Origin of the sequence: Treponema lecithinolyticum ATCC 700332 (assembly GCA_000468055.1) — a bacterium.
In the GTDB taxonomy this organism is placed as follows: Bacteria; Spirochaetota; Spirochaetia; order Treponematales; family Treponemataceae; genus Treponema_C; species Treponema_C lecithinolyticum.
In genome coordinates this window covers 374284-388116 of record KI260561.1, presented here as the reverse complement: position 1 = coordinate 388116, position 13833 = coordinate 374284, and the positions used below count along the sequence as shown (strand labels likewise).

General features: G+C 45.9%; 12 protein-coding genes. 3 read left to right on the top strand and 9 right to left on the bottom strand.

Features of this window, described 5'->3' with window-relative positions:
* Position 1: 1 nt before the first annotated feature.
* The 4 genes from HMPREF9193_RS04480 to HMPREF9193_RS04465 are packed head-to-tail and all read right to left on the bottom strand — an operon-like array spanning position 2 to position 4737.
* Complete coding sequence (locus HMPREF9193_RS04480) at positions 2 to 1039, bottom strand: TRAP transporter TatT component family protein (protein ID WP_021686886.1); 1038 nt, start codon at positions 1037 to 1039, stop codon at positions 2 to 4.
* Positions 1036 to 2418, bottom strand: coding sequence for a sodium ion-translocating decarboxylase subunit beta (locus HMPREF9193_RS04475; RefSeq protein ID WP_021686885.1), 1383 nt, complete (start codon positions 2416 to 2418; stop codon positions 1036 to 1038). The genes HMPREF9193_RS04480 and HMPREF9193_RS04475 overlap by 4 nt, the downstream gene beginning before the upstream one ends.
* Before the next feature lie 12 nt (positions 2419 to 2430).
* Complete coding sequence (gene oadA, locus HMPREF9193_RS04470; protein ID WP_021686884.1) at positions 2431 to 4482, bottom strand: sodium-extruding oxaloacetate decarboxylase subunit alpha; 2052 nt, start codon at positions 4480 to 4482, stop codon at positions 2431 to 2433.
* Between the two features lie 15 nt (positions 4483 to 4497).
* Entirely contained in the window at positions 4498 to 4737 is a 240-nt protein-coding gene (locus HMPREF9193_RS04465; RefSeq protein WP_040847490.1) for an OadG family protein, read from the bottom strand.
* Between the two features lie 108 nt (positions 4738 to 4845).
* On the opposite strand from HMPREF9193_RS04465, the gene HMPREF9193_RS04460 reads away from it, so the two are divergent.
* From HMPREF9193_RS04460 to HMPREF9193_RS04450, 3 genes are read left to right on the top strand one after another with little or no spacing between them, the layout of a single operon-like run.
* Complete coding sequence (locus HMPREF9193_RS04460) at positions 4846 to 5640, top strand: lysoplasmalogenase family protein (protein ID WP_021686882.1); 795 nt, start codon at positions 4846 to 4848, stop codon at positions 5638 to 5640.
* Between the two features lie 24 nt (positions 5641 to 5664).
* Positions 5665 to 7431 (top strand): phospho-sugar mutase, encoded by a 1767-nt coding sequence (locus HMPREF9193_RS04455; protein ID WP_021686881.1) that lies wholly within the window; start codon positions 5665 to 5667, stop codon positions 7429 to 7431.
* Positions 7421 to 8044, top strand: a complete 624-nt coding sequence (locus HMPREF9193_RS04450) for a 3'-5' exonuclease (protein ID WP_021686880.1) — start codon at positions 7421 to 7423, stop codon at positions 8042 to 8044. Before HMPREF9193_RS04455 ends, HMPREF9193_RS04450 begins: the two co-directional genes overlap by 11 nt.
* On the opposite strand, the gene HMPREF9193_RS04445 is transcribed toward HMPREF9193_RS04450, so the two are convergent.
* The 5 genes from HMPREF9193_RS04445 to HMPREF9193_RS04425 are packed head-to-tail and all read right to left on the bottom strand — an operon-like array spanning position 7998 to position 13826.
* The gene (locus tag HMPREF9193_RS04445; RefSeq protein WP_021686879.1) at positions 7998 to 8906 is read right to left on the bottom strand and encodes a LysM peptidoglycan-binding domain-containing protein; all 909 of its coding nucleotides are present in this window, start codon (positions 8904 to 8906) and stop codon (positions 7998 to 8000) included. The genes HMPREF9193_RS04450 and HMPREF9193_RS04445 overlap by 47 nt on opposite strands.
* Positions 8907 to 8938: 32 nt before the next feature.
* Positions 8939 to 10228: an HD domain-containing protein gene (locus HMPREF9193_RS04440; protein WP_021686878.1), complete on the bottom strand. Its 1290-nt coding sequence runs from the start codon at positions 10226 to 10228 to the stop codon at positions 8939 to 8941.
* Between the two features lie 3 nt (positions 10229 to 10231).
* Complete coding sequence (locus HMPREF9193_RS04435; RefSeq protein WP_021686877.1) at positions 10232 to 11137, bottom strand: ABC transporter permease; 906 nt, start codon at positions 11135 to 11137, stop codon at positions 10232 to 10234.
* Positions 11137 to 12285 carry an ABC transporter permease gene (locus HMPREF9193_RS04430; RefSeq protein ID WP_021686876.1) on the bottom strand — a complete coding sequence of 383 codons (1149 nt, stop codon included), beginning with the start codon at positions 12283 to 12285 and terminating at the stop codon, positions 11137 to 11139. The genes HMPREF9193_RS04435 and HMPREF9193_RS04430 overlap by 1 nt, the downstream gene beginning before the upstream one ends.
* Positions 12282 to 13826, bottom strand: coding sequence for an ABC transporter ATP-binding protein (locus HMPREF9193_RS04425; RefSeq protein ID WP_021686875.1), 1545 nt, complete (start codon positions 13824 to 13826; stop codon positions 12282 to 12284). The genes HMPREF9193_RS04430 and HMPREF9193_RS04425 overlap by 4 nt, the downstream gene beginning before the upstream one ends.
* Between the last annotated feature and the right edge of the window lie 7 nt (positions 13827 to 13833).

The following is a 13833-nucleotide window of genomic DNA, read 5'->3' as shown; positions in this document are numbered from 1 at the left end:
ATTACTCCCACTCAATAAAATAATCATCGCCGTGTGCAAGCAGCCATGCGGCTTTTTTTTGTGCAATTACTACGCCCAATCTGTTTGCAGGATCCGCATCGGGGTCGATTGCCAGCGCTTTTTGTAAATTTTCTTTAAAGCCTAAAGCATCTTGGTCGGCAACGCAAAAAGATGTTGCATAAGTAATGTAAGGCCCCGGAGTTTTCCCCTGCGATACAAGAAAAGACTGTTCGCTGGCAAAACGGGCACGCTCCAAATCACCGCCGAATTCGGGCGGAACTTGCGCATAAAACGAAGTAAGTGCATCCCACACGGCACCGTTGTTGTACGAGCCGTCCAATTCCGCTGCTTTTTCAAGCAGTGCAACCGCACAGGGCAGCGTTTTTAATTGCTCCACATCAAGCGGGTCTGCAGAAAAAGCGCCGAGCCAACCCGCACCCGCCCAATAAGCGGCTGCAGCGTCGTCTTTTTTTAAACGGGTAAAAAATGGAGCACATAACTCAGTGTTGCCGCTCAAGAGAGCGTTTTCAATTCCTGCACAGCGCAATTCCAAAGAGCGAAGCGCATAATTTCTTCCGCGAAGGTAGTGCAGTTTTGCCCTTTGCTGTTCTTCGGCTTGGTGCGAATACTGCGACGAAGGCAGCATTTCTGCCGGAGCTTGCACAAAAGCGTTTGCATACATAACGTACAGGGAGCCGGTAGTAACGGCAAGACCGCGGTGTTTCGGATTTTGTGCAAGTATTATTTCGTACAGCTTAAGCGCCGTAGGAAAAAAATCACCCATTAAAACAGGATCTTTTTCTCCCGTAAGCACAGCGCTCAAAGCATCATTTTCGTTTGTCTTTGCCGCCGGCGATGACGCTTTAGTTTGCGCATGCCGTTTTTGTGCAGCATGCACTTTACCGTTTTTGTCCGATCCTGCAAGAGAATCGGACACGGCATTTAACGCAAGGCTTTTGGTAAGCGCACAAGAAAAACTAAAGGTTGCGAGCACAAGCACACACAACAGCGCATGCAGCGGCAAAAAAGTTTTTTTCATTTAGTTCCGTACGTTGCAATAAATACGCCGGCGGCAATCGCCGTACCGATAACTCCGGAAACGTTCGGTCCCATCGCATGCATAAGCAAAAAGTTCGACGGATCGTATTCCATACCGACTTTGTTCGATACGCGTGCAGCCATCGGAACGGCGGAAACACCGGCAGAACCGATAAGCGGATTTATTTTTTCTTTTAAGAATAAGTTCATAAACTTTGCCATCAATAAACCGCCGGTAGTCGCGATAATAAAGGCGACCAAACCCAAAATAATAATACCGACCGAATTGGGGTTCATTATCTTTTCAGGGGTCATTTGCGAACCTACGCCCAAAGACAGCATTATGGAAACAATGTTCATCAATTCATTTTCAGCCGTTTTGGAAAGCCGTTCGACAACACCGCATTGTTTTAAAAAGTTACCGAACGCCAGCATACCGATAAGCGGAGCTGCCGAAGGCAAAAGCAATATGGCAAGAATAAGCAGCACTACAGGGAACAACACTTTTTCCGTTTTGGAAACGGTACGAAGCTGTTTCATCTTTATGCGCCGCTCATGTTCGGTTGTAAGCAATTTCATAATCGGCGGCTGAATCATCGGTACCAGCGCCATATACGAATACGCGGCAACGGCAATAACCGCCATCATGTGAGGGGCAAGTTTTCCGGACACGTAAATGGAAGTCGGACCGTCCGCACCGCCGATAATCGCAATTGCGCACGCTTCAAGCATATTGTAGTCCACACCGTGAATTAAGTTCATCAGCGCAACTCCGAACAAAGTTGCAAAAACACCCAATTGCGCAGCCCCTCCGAGCAAGGCGGTTTTCGGATTTGCAATAAGCGGGCCGAAATCGGTCATCGCGCCGATACCCATAAAAATGAGCATGGGGAAAAACTCGTTTCCGACACCTGCATCGTAAATAATTTTAAGCATACCCGAATGTTCGGCGTACATGCCGCCGCCGGGAATGTTTACAAAAACGGTACCGAAACCGATGGGTATAAGCAAAAGCGGTTCAAACCCCTTTGCCGCTCCCAAATAAATAATTAAAAACCCGATAGCCATCATTACCAAACGCTGCCAGCCCATCACCCAAACGGTTTTGGAAGCGTCCGATAAATCGGTCATTTCTTCCGAACCGTTTACAATCGAATTGATGCCGGTATTTTCGAGCGTATTGTGTAAAAATTTGGAAACGGAAATATCCGGTACATTTTCCGAGCCTTTAATTTTTGCCGTGCTCATTGTGCGGAAAGAAGCAACGTCTTCGCCGTTATCCGCAAAAACGGTTCCGGCAATCGAAAGCACTGCCGCAATCGCCATAATAAGAAGGGTTAAACCTAAAATCTTTGTTTGAAACTTATTTTGACCAAGCATGATTTACTCCGTTTACTTTATTTCCGCAAGCGGTTGACCCGCAGTAATTGCCGCACCCGGAGAAACCAAAAAGTGAACGGTTCCGTTAGAAGCCGCTTTTACTTCAAGTTCCATTTTCATCGACTCTATCATAACAATCGTTTGTCCTGCAGTTACCGCAGAACCTTCGGCAACAGTGTTTTTCAAATACGTACCGGCAACCGGAGCGTTGACAACGGCTCCGCCGGAAGGTGCTTGTGCAGCAGCGGGAGCTTGAACCGCAGCGGCAGGAGCTTGAACGGGAGATACGCTTGCATTGCCGATAACGGCAAGCACTTGACCTGCCGTAATGGCGCTTCCTGCTGCAGTTTTAAAGTGAATGGGACCGGAAGCAGTCGCTTTTACTTCAAGTTCCATTTTCATGGATTCTACCATAATAACGGTTTGACCTTCGCTTACATTCGTACCGTCGGCAACCGTTTGTTTTAAAAGCGTTCCTGCAACGGGAGCTTTTAATTCAACCGCACTGGCAGAACTTGAAGAAGCACCTTGTGCGGACGCCGAAGCACAAGCAAACGCCACATTGTACGCCGTTCCGTTTACGGTAATGTTCATCGTATCACCTGCAGGACCGGAAACAACGTTGTAAGCGGCGCCGTTTACGCTAACCGTATAGTTTCCGCCGGAAGCCGAACCGGAAGATGCTTTGGGCAAGGCAAAAGAATCGGAACTGACAGGCCCGTTTGCACGTTCTTTGAAAAACTTAGGAGCGACTTTCGGAAACATCGCATAGGTTAACGTATCTTCGATGGAACCGTCGCCGCCGTTTTCTTTAGCTTCGGCTGCCATTTTATCCAGTTCATTGGGAATAAGGTCGGCAGGACGGCAAGTTACCGGTTCTTCCATATTATTTTGCTTTAATGCTTCTTTTACCAACTCGGGGTTCGGTTTTGCCGGCGTTGCACCGTATTTTCCGGTTAAAAGGTCGCGCGTTTCTTGCGTAAGCTTTGCGTAGCGGCCGAAAAGCACGTTAAATACCGATTGGGTACCCACAATTTGGCTGGTCGGCGTTACTAAAGGAATATAACCGCAGTCTTTTTGTACGATTTGAATTTCTTTTAAAACTTCATCGATTTTATCGGCAGCTCCCTGCTCTTTTAATTGGTTTTCCATATTGGAAAGCATACCGCCGGGAACTTGGGAAGCTAAAATGCGGGTATCCGCACCCAAAAAGCTCGATTCGAATTTTGCATATTTTTTGCGGATTTCGCGGAAATAAGCGGCAATTTCCAAAAGCGGTTTGATTTCCAAACCGGTATCCATAGCCGTTCCTTTAAAAATTTCAACCATAGTTTCAGTCGGGCTGTGAGACGTTCCCATAGACATGGACGAAATGGTTGTATCCAATATTTCAGCACCGGCTTCGGCAGCTTTGGTAAGAGAAGCGACCGACATACCCGTTGTTGCATGCGAGTGAATTTCAATCGGAATATCGACTTTTGCTTTTATAGCTTTTACCAAATCGTAAGCTTCGTAGGGTTTAAGCAAGCCGGACATATCTTTAATACAAATGGAATCGGCACCGAAATCCGCATAGGATTTTGCCAAATCCGCGTATACTTCTTTTGTATGATAGGGCGTTGTAGCATAAGAAATAGCCATTTGAACATGTTTGCCCGTTTTTTTAGCGGCATCCGCTGCGCGTTTTAAATTGCGAGGGTCGTTGCACGCATCAAAAATGCGGAAAATACCGACACCGTTTTTAGCAGCTGCAGCGACAAACGCGTCTACCACATCGTCGGCATAATGGCGGTAACCCAACAAGTTTTGACCGCGTAAAAGCATCATAATGGGGGTATTGGGTAACTTTGCATGCAATTTGCGCAAGCGTTCCCACGGGTCTTCGTTCAAAAAACGGATACACGAATCAAAAGTAGCACCGCCCCATGCTTCCAAAGAAAAGTATCCGATTTTATCCAATTTATCGCATACGGGGAGCATATCCGCCGTTGTCATACGCGTTGCATGTAAAGACTGGTGTGCATCGCGCAGCACCAAATCCGTAAGTTTAACCTTTTGAGCCATAATTTTCTCCTGAAATTAATTGTTTTGTTTTTCGCGCACGGCAGCGGCAATAGCCGCAACAACTGCCGTTTGTGTACCGCCGGCAGCCGAAGCCGGTGCGGCAGCAGATGCGTCATCACGATCCAATTTTAAAGCTTTGATTATTTTCGACGCCACAGTAATGACGACGACCATAATAATTAAAAACGAAAACACAACACCCATACCGAGTAAAGTTAAAATCAAACTTTGCCCCAGCATTTCCGTTATTGTCATACAGCCTCCATTATAAAAACGTATAAAAAACATACGAAATCGTTTACCACCGATTGTAGCGGAAATATAAATCTTGTTCAAGAAGTACAAATACATTATACTGTCCGCATGAACGCTCGGTTTTTTTTAATTTTATGTATACCCTTTTTTGCCGTTTCGATTTTTCATTTGGCAAGCTGCGTTTTAGGTAAGCGCCGCGCAGCCGATATTTCCAAAATAGTGCTTATGCCGCTTTTACTTTTAGCGTTTATCGTATTTTATTTTTTTGCGGCATCTTCGGCAGCAAAAACAGCCGGTGCAACCGGTTTGGCAAACTTGGCAAACAATATCGCCGATACGGCAAGCGGCGCAAACAGCGCATGGCGCCTTTTTTACATCGGTCTTTTAGCAAGCTTAGCACTGTGTGCGGGAAACGCAGGCGATGTTTTTTTACTGGGAGAACAAGTAAAAACGGATAAATTGGCAAAGGGCTTACTGTCTTTTTTAGCAGGACACATTTTATATATTATCGCACTTGTATCGTTTATACCGTTTTACCCGGTGAACTTACCCCTTGCGCTTGCGGCAGCCGTTTTATACACGGCGGGAATTGTAAGCGCATGGCTTTTATCGCATAAACCCAAAGGCGTTATAGGCATAGGGGTAATCGTATACGCTTCGGTTTTGGGTGCTTTCAGTTATACGGCTTTTTTTAAAGCTGCCGGTATGCTCAATTCCGGTCACAAGAGCATGCAAACGGCTGCCGCGCTAAAAATAGCTGCAGGTACACTGTTTTTTCTTGTATCGGACGGTATTTTATCGCGGACCGTGTTTGTTAAACCCTTTAAACAATCGCGCTTTGTCGTTATGTTAACCTATATTGCCGCACAATTTTTTATTGCGTGGGGATTTTGCACTTTTTAATTCGGTCATTTTTAGGAGGTCATTTTGGATACACAAGAAATTATTGCACGGGCACAAGCTTACATAGCCGAAGAAACGGATGAGTCTTTCCGCTCGGAAGTTGAACAGCTGCTTAAAAGCGGCGATATAAAAGAACTGAACGAACGTTTTTATCAAACACTCGAATTCGGAACCGGCGGTTTGCGCGGAATTATCGGCGGCGGCACTAACCGCATGAACACCCTTATGGTACGCAAAGCAACCCAAGGGCTTGCCGATTATTGCATAAAAGCGTTACCGCAAAAAGCCGCCGACGGTACATTAAAAGCCGTTATCGCTTACGATTCTCGCTCGTATTCAAACATATTTGCAGAACAAGCCGCGTGTATATTCGCTGCAAACGGATTTACCGCTTATTTATTCAGCACCCTGCGCCCTACCCCCGAACTTTCGTTTGCCGTACGTGAACTGGGCTGTACCACCGGTATTGTCGTTACCGCTTCGCATAACCCCCCACAGTACAACGGCTATAAAGCTTATTGGTCCGACGGCGCTCAAGTTACCCCGCCGCACGATACCGGTATAATAGAAAAAGTCAACGCGGTATCCGAAGTAAAAATCATTTCAAAAGAAGAAGCGGTAAAACAAGGCAAATTGATACTCATAGACAGCGACATGGACACAAAATACTGGACTATGTGTAAAGAACAATTGTTCCGCCCCGAATTGATAAAGCAAAAAGCAAAAGAAGTACGCGTAGTATACACGCCGCTTCACGGAACCGGTGCAATGCACGTAGAAAAAGTATTAGGCGATTTGGGACTGACCGTTATAACCGTTCCCGAACAACGGGAACCCGACGGACGCTTTCCCACAGTCGAAAAACCGAATCCCGAAGAAGCCCCCGCGCTTAAAATGGCGCTCGCTTTGGCAAAAAAAGAAAAAGCGGACGTGCTTATGGCAACAGACCCCGATGCAGACCGCTTCGGAAGCGCCGTTCCCGACAGCAACGGAGAATGGGTACTTATCAGCGGCAACCAAATGGGCGTTTTATTTACCGACTACATTATTCTTTCGCGCAAAGAATTACACAAAATGCCTGCCAATCCGGGAATGATTAGATCCATTGTAACATCACCCATGGTAGACGCAATCGCCAAAGCAAACGGCGTGTACTTAGCCGAATGCCTTACCGGCTTTAAGTGGATTGCCACGGTTATGGACGAATTCGAAAAAAGCAAAGAACACACCTATATTTTCGGTTTTGAAGAAAGTTACGGTTACAATGTAGAAACAGCCATACGCGACAAAGACGGCGTTTCGGCATCCGCGCTGTGTGCGGAAATGACCTTGTATTGGCGATCGCAAGGCAAAAGCCTTTTGCAGCGCTTAAATGAATTGTACGAAACATACGGCTATTACGAAGACCGCACTATTTCAAAAAACTTTCCGGGTGCCGAAGGCGTGCAAACAATGAAAAACATTATGGTAAAACTGCGCGAGCAGGGGCTAAAAAGCCTTGCAGGAAAACAAGTAGTCAGTATCCGCGACGTTTTGCAAAGCGTACGCTACAACCCGAATGCAAGCGACAAAAAAGAAACGATTACGCTTCCAAAAAGCAATGTATTGCAGTTTTTCCTTTCGGACGGCACGGTAGTCAGCGCGCGCCCGAGCGGCACGGAGCCTAAAATCAAATTCTATATAAATGCGGTTACTCCGATCAAAACAAATCTTGCCGACGCGAAAAAAGAAAGTACGCTTTTGTGCGATACTCTAGAAAAAGAAATTTTAGCGGTACTCGATGAAGTGTAACGCTGATTTGCGCGAATGGGCGCGCATGTACGAAAAAGGTGCCGTTTTTACCGCTTTCGATACGGAAACAACCGGATTGTACTGCGCGTCCGACCGCATAGTGGAAATCGGTGCGGTAAAATTCGATAAAAACGGTATAGTAAATACTTACGAAGCGCTCATTCACCCGCAAATCGAAATCCCCAAACAAGCGGTCGACGTGCACGGAATCAGCAACGAAATGGTTTTAAGCTGCCCCGCGTTTAAGGAAGTCGCCCTTGATTTTTTGCGTTTTACCGCAGGCACGCATTTGGTAGCGCATAACGCTTCTTTTGATATAGGCTTTGTAAATGCCGAATTAAAACGTGCCGGCTACCCTACTTTAAAAGCGCCCCAGCTTCCGGCAGCGGATACACTGCAGCTTGCTCAAAACGCGTTTCCGTCTTTAAGTAAATACAACTTGCAGTTTTTAGCAAATACGTTCGGCATCGCACTCGACAGGGCTCACCGCGCATCCGATGATGCCCTCGCATGCAAAGACGTATTTGTGCGCTGTATTACACAGTATACGCAAGCACATCCTGAAGCTATCCGCGGGGAGCTTTCGCAGGGTCAAGCGGACTTCCTTTTTTAAATACCATAAGATTGATTAAGTTTTTTCCGGATATGGGATCGCTTCCGATAATACCGAGCTGCTGCCCATATTTTACCTGTTGTCCGCGTTTTACCGAAAGACTGTCTAAGCCCGTATATACGTACATGTGACCGCTTGAAGCTTGTACAAACACCACTTGCCCGAAACCGCGGTATACGCCGCTGAACATAACCGTACCCGAACGTATAGCGGTAACTTGTTCGTTTTTACTGCCGGTCAGCGCAACGCCTGAAATCTTTCCGGCAACATATACCACTTCGGTTGCTTTTACCGGCCATATTAAACTAGTATCGCCGGCTTTTTTAGCATAGGAGCGGGGATCTTTATCGGAGCCGATAAGAGGCAAAACGGTTTTATCGCCGCCGCTTGTACCGCCTTTTGTACCGGAACTTTGAGAAGAGCTTGCTTGAGCGCCGCTTGAGTTTCCCGAAGCGATTTGACTTGAAGTAAAACCGGAAACCGACGGGACTTTTAATCTTTGTCCTGTTTTTAAAACCGAAGAAGTGTCCAAATCGTTTAAAAAGCGCAGTTTGTCTACGGTAATACCGCTGCGTTTTGCAATGCTGTACAGCGTATCGCCTGCTTTTACAGTATAACTTTCGTAAGTTACCGTACCGGATGCTTTTGCCGGTATGCTTAATTTTTGTCCGACATACAAATCATTTGCCGAGCCCATGCCGTTTGCACTGCGTATATCGTCCATTGTTACACCGTATTTTTTTGCCAAAGAATACAGCGTATCGCCTTTTTCAACGGTATGATATATATTTTCGCCTATAACTGCGCTTTGTACACATAAAACAAAGGATAAGACAAAACAAAAACGGACACAAAATCTCATATCTTTATGTTCGGCAATTTTTAACGGATTTTTTACAAAAAAGACTTAAAAAAAGACGCCGGTTCAAAACCGTTGATTATTTTTCCTTCGGGGTACAGTTCCAATAAATTTTTTCTGCCGCTTTCCAATTGGCTTGAGGTTATGCCGTAGCGGATAGAACTGTCGGCTTCAACAAAAGCCGCTATGTGGTCGGCAACGCGCACCAAGCGCCCGTCGACCGGCGAAAACTCATCGGAATTGTATTGCTCGTTCAGCTGTTCAAAACTGACGGCTTTTTCCGTTTTGACTTTGTTTTTTCCGCCGTTACCGCTGCCCACGCTGTTTTTGCCCCCGTCGCACGCAATCAATATTCTGTTTTCAAATTCGTCGCCGGTAAAATACATAAGTTCATCCGCATACAAATCTTCCATAAGAGGGCGTAAATCGCTTTCTACCGTTTCCGCTTCTATTTGCTTTACTATAGAAGGCAAACTGTCGGTAGCTTGCTTTACCGGAGAAATAATATCGCGCGTAACCGCTTCGGGTAAATCGTGAAAAAGCGCCGAAAAAAAGTTGTTAAACCGACGTTTTGCACAAAATTTAAAAGAAGCGTTTTCTTTTTGTTTGAGTGTTTCGTAACGGCGCGAAAGCAAAAGCGTTACAATCGCTACAAAAAAAGAATGACCGAGCACGGTGGTTTTGGGTACGCGCGGCGTTTGGTTCCAGCGTATTTGAAAACGCAGCTGTTCCAACACCATTAAAAACTCATAGGGACGCTGTTTGGTCATCAAAAGCTGTAAGCCTTTCAAATCCAAAAAAGGCTGTAAATCGCCGTTTAATTCGCGCTCTATGTTTTTTAAGCGGTACGCTTCGTTTACCTTGGCAATCATTTCGAATTCGCGCAAAGCCGAAAATTTGTGAGCGGCACTGAACACGCGTTCGGTTAAGCTTACAGGGCGCTCGTTTTCAGCGGTTTTTTTCATATAGGCACAAAAAAGCTCATAGAGGTTTTCGTCTTCTATAATATTTTTATACTGAGCGCATACCCATTCGTTTAATCGCCGGTATTCGTCCGGATACTCCAAGCGTATGCGCCGCTGCAAGGGCGATTTTATATCGCACAATGCTATTTTTCTAAAAAGCTCGAACAGCGAAGCGTAAATCATCCAATCCCAATCGATTGTATTGCCCTTGCTTTCTTCGAATTTACCGATAATATAAGCGAGCACCATTTTTTCGGCGCTTTTATCCATTTCGATTAAATCGAAGGGGCGCACCAAGTCGGTCCAGCGCTCTATAGAAAAACCTTCAAATAATTTTAAAACAAGTGCCTTGGTAACCATCGCTTAACTTGCTCCCTGTTCGTAGGGTTTGCCGTTTGCCGCAGGGGCATAATTTTTACCGCTGAACACTACCAAAGCCGAAAGCGTAATCGCATAGGGTAGCAAACTGAAAAATTCGGAAGGGAACAAATTGCGCAGCGCAGGAATGTTTACCACATAAATGGCAAAGGCAACCGCAGTCCCGAACAAAAGCGAAGATCCGGTAATACCTGCCGGGCGCCACCTTCCGAAAGACACTGCAGCAAGCGCAATAAAACCGGCGCCGTTTATGGTTGTAGACGTATATTGAATTGTTTGCGTTAACACAAGGCAGCCGCCTGCCAAACCGGCTAAAAAGCCGGAAATCAGCACCGCAATATAGCGCATGCGTTTTACATTAATTCCGACTGAAGCAGCCGCATGGGGGTGTTCGCCGCACGCACGCAAATGCAAACCGAACGGCAGTTTGTACAAAACAAACCACACTATTACAATAACAGCAAGTGCAATAAGAGCAGTCGGATAAATGCCGTGCCAACCGGGAAGCATTCCCATTTTGTATGCTGTTGTGCGGTCGGCATTAAACAAAATCTGAGAAAAAAAGACAGTAAGACCGGAAGAAAGCAAATTTATTCCCGTACCCGAGATGGTTTGATCGGCATTTAAAGATACGGCAGCATAAGCGTGTATAAGCGACATCAGCATGCCGGCAAAAGCGCCCACAGTTAACGCAAAATATATGGAGCCGGGAAAAGAAGATTCCAAAAGAACGTGCAAAGCCGCAGCCGTAAAAGCGCCTATCCCCATAAGACCTTCAAGGGCAATGTTTACCACTCCGGAACGCTCGCATACCATGCCTCCGGCAGCCGTAATTAAAATGGGAGAAACAACCATTAATGTAGAAGGAACAAGTCCGCGTATAATGTCCATTATTTTCCCTCCTGTGTAAGCACCGTGCGCTCAAGGTCTTTTTTTAAACGCCACTGCAAATATATTTTAAGACCGGCGCGCAAAGCTATAAATACAACGATTAAACCTTGTATAATAAAAGTGATTTCTTTGGGAATGCCGTTATCCTGCATAATTCCCTGAGCTCGTGCAAGCATACCGAACAGCAATCCTGCCAACAGTGTTCCGCCAGCAGTGTTATTTCCAACCAAGGCTACCGCAATCCCGGTAAAACCGTAGCCTTCCAAAGCAACCGGAACGCGCCCGTAATTAAAAGACCCTAAAGCGACAATTCCGCCTGCAAGCCCGGCAAAGGCTCCTGAAATCGCCATGGAAAGCACAATACTCTTTATAACCGGAATACCTGCATAGCGCGCAGCATCTTTATTAAAACCGGTAGCGCGTAAACCGAAGCCTAAGTTCGTTTTTTCCATTAAAAACCAATAGAGCACGGCTGAAAACAAAGCGAAGAAAAATCCCAAATTAAGATGAGAGCCGTTTGTAATCGCATCTAAAAAACCGGCACGGATTAATGCTGTTTGGGGAAAGGTTACCGTCCGATACGTATTTGTGCCGGGAATAGCCAAAATAATAATACGCGATGCATACAAAGCGATGTAGTTAAGCATTATCGTTGCAACAACTTCCGATACTTCAAACCTTGCTTTTAAAAAACCGACGATTCCGCCCCACAGCGCGCCTAAAATAATTGCGGCAATTATTGCAATAAGCCAGTGAACGACCGGAATATGCGGAAGATTTAAAGCGAGCACGGTTGCAATAGTTAAACCGCTTAAATACTGACCTTCGCCGCCGATATTAAACAACCCCGCCCGCGCGGCAAAGCCCATGGTAAAACCGCACAAGATATACGGAACGGATAAGTTAAGCCATTCACCTATATAGCGGATTTCCCATTTCATTACGCCTTTGTTAGTCCAAAAAATACCGGTGAGCACTTGAAAAAAGGATTTAAACATACCCAAGGGGGTGCGCCCTACCGAACGTACCAGTAAAGCGCCGCATAAAAATCCTAAAATAACTACGAGTACGGACACCGCTGCGTTCGAATTAAGCAAAAAGCGCATTACATCATTTTTTTGCAGCGGTTTTAAACTGTTTTTTTTCATGCGTGCTCCTCTTGGTTTTGCGTCTTTTTGGAACCTGCCATCATAACGCCTATTTCGCGCTCGGTAACTTCGCCTGCGTTAAACACGCCGGCAATGGAGCCCTTGGATATGGCGGCAATACGGTCGCACAAATTCATAATTTCATCCAGTTCAAACGAAACGAGCAAAATAGCCCTGCCCTTATCGCGCTCTTCAATAATTCTTTTACGGATATATTCTATTGCCCCCACGTCCAAACCGCGCGTCGGCTGAGCTATAACGAGTATCTCAGGCGATAATTCTATTTCGCGGGCTATAATAAGCTTTTGTTTGTTGCCGCCGGACATACTGCCGGCAAGGGTAGCCGCCCCTTCCCCGGCACGGATATCAAAATCGTCTATCAATTGCTCGGCGTTTTCGCGTATAACCGCATAATTAAGTAAACCGCTTTTACTGCTGTACGGCGTTTTATAATAATTTTTAAGCACGGCGTTTTCAGCTACGGTAAACTCGGATACAAAACCGTGTTTTTGCCGATCTTCGGGAATATGCCCCACTCCGGCTTCTATACGCTCGCGTATGCCGCATTTGGTAATATCGGTACCGTTAAGCATAATTGTACCGCTTTCTACCGGCAGCATACCTGTTATCGCATAAATCAATTCGCTTTGTCCGTTGCCGTCAACACCGGCAATACCGACGATTTCGCCTGCCCGTACATCAAGCGATAAATCTTTTACGGCAAGGCGGCCGCGGCTGCTTTTAACGCACACGTGTTTAAGCGCAAGCACGGTACGAGAAGGATTTGCAGTTTTTTTGTCTATTTCAAACTTTACCGCACGCCCGACCATCATTTCGGCAAGGTCGTGTTCGCTTACATCGGCAACTTGTACCGTTCCTATAAGTTTGCCGCGGCGCAAAACGGTACAGCGCTCGCCGACAGCTTTTATTTCTTCAAGCTTATGCGTAATAATGATAATAGTTTTTCCTTCCGCTTTAAGGCGGCGGATAATATTCATCAATTCGTCTATTTCTTGAGGGGTTAAAACCGCAGTCGGTTCGTCAAAAATAATAATGTCGGCATTGCGGTACAGCGTTTTTAGAATTTCAACGCGCTGCTGCATACCGACGGTAATATCTTCTATTTTGTCATGCGGGTTTACCATAAGACCGTATTGATTCGATATTTCGGCTACCCGTTTTTCAGCTGTTTTTAAATCGAGTATGCCGAACCGGTTTACCGGCTCCATACCCAATACGATATTTTCCGCTACCGTATAATTATTTACCAGTTTAAAGTGTTGGTGCACCATACCGATGCCGAGGGCGGTTGCCGCATTCGGATCTTTTATTTTAATCTCTTTTCCCCGTATGCGGATTATTCCTTTGTCGGCTTCATATGCGCCGAACAAAATCGACATAAGAGTCGATTTTCCCGCACCGTTTTCACCGAGCAAAGCCAAAACTTCATTTTCTTTTACCGTAATCGTTACATCGTCATTCGCAACCACACCCGGAAACGTTTTGGTTATGCCGATCATCTCTATTGCATTGGCTTCCATGTACTGC

Coding starts and splice junctions, on each gene's coding strand:
- HMPREF9193_RS04465 (WP_040847490.1), bottom strand. CDS start 4,737: ATGACAATAACGGAAATGCTGGGGCAAAGTTTGATTTTAACTTTACTC.
- HMPREF9193_RS04440 (WP_021686878.1), bottom strand. CDS start 10,228: ATGGTTACCAAGGCACTTGTTTTAAAATTATTTGAAGGTTTTTCTATA.
- HMPREF9193_RS04425 (WP_021686875.1), bottom strand. CDS start 13,826: ATGGAAGCCAATGCAATAGAGATGATCGGCATAACCAAAACGTTTCCG.
- HMPREF9193_RS04435 (WP_021686877.1), bottom strand. CDS start 11,137: ATGGACATTATACGCGGACTTGTTCCTTCTACATTAATGGTTGTTTCT.
- oadA (WP_021686884.1), bottom strand. CDS start 4,482: ATGGCTCAAAAGGTTAAACTTACGGATTTGGTGCTGCGCGATGCACAC.
- HMPREF9193_RS04430 (WP_021686876.1), bottom strand. CDS start 12,285: ATGAAAAAAAACAGTTTAAAACCGCTGCAAAAAAATGATGTAATGCGC.
- HMPREF9193_RS04460 (WP_021686882.1), top strand. CDS start 4,846: ATGAACGCTCGGTTTTTTTTAATTTTATGTATACCCTTTTTTGCCGTT.
- HMPREF9193_RS04480 (WP_021686886.1), bottom strand. CDS start 1,039: ATGAAAAAAACTTTTTTGCCGCTGCATGCGCTGTTGTGTGTGCTTGTG.
- HMPREF9193_RS04445 (WP_021686879.1), bottom strand. CDS start 8,906: ATGAGATTTTGTGTCCGTTTTTGTTTTGTCTTATCCTTTGTTTTATGT.
- HMPREF9193_RS04450 (WP_021686880.1), top strand. CDS start 7,421: ATGAAGTGTAACGCTGATTTGCGCGAATGGGCGCGCATGTACGAAAAA.
- HMPREF9193_RS04475 (WP_021686885.1), bottom strand. CDS start 2,418: ATGCTTGGTCAAAATAAGTTTCAAACAAAGATTTTAGGTTTAACCCTT.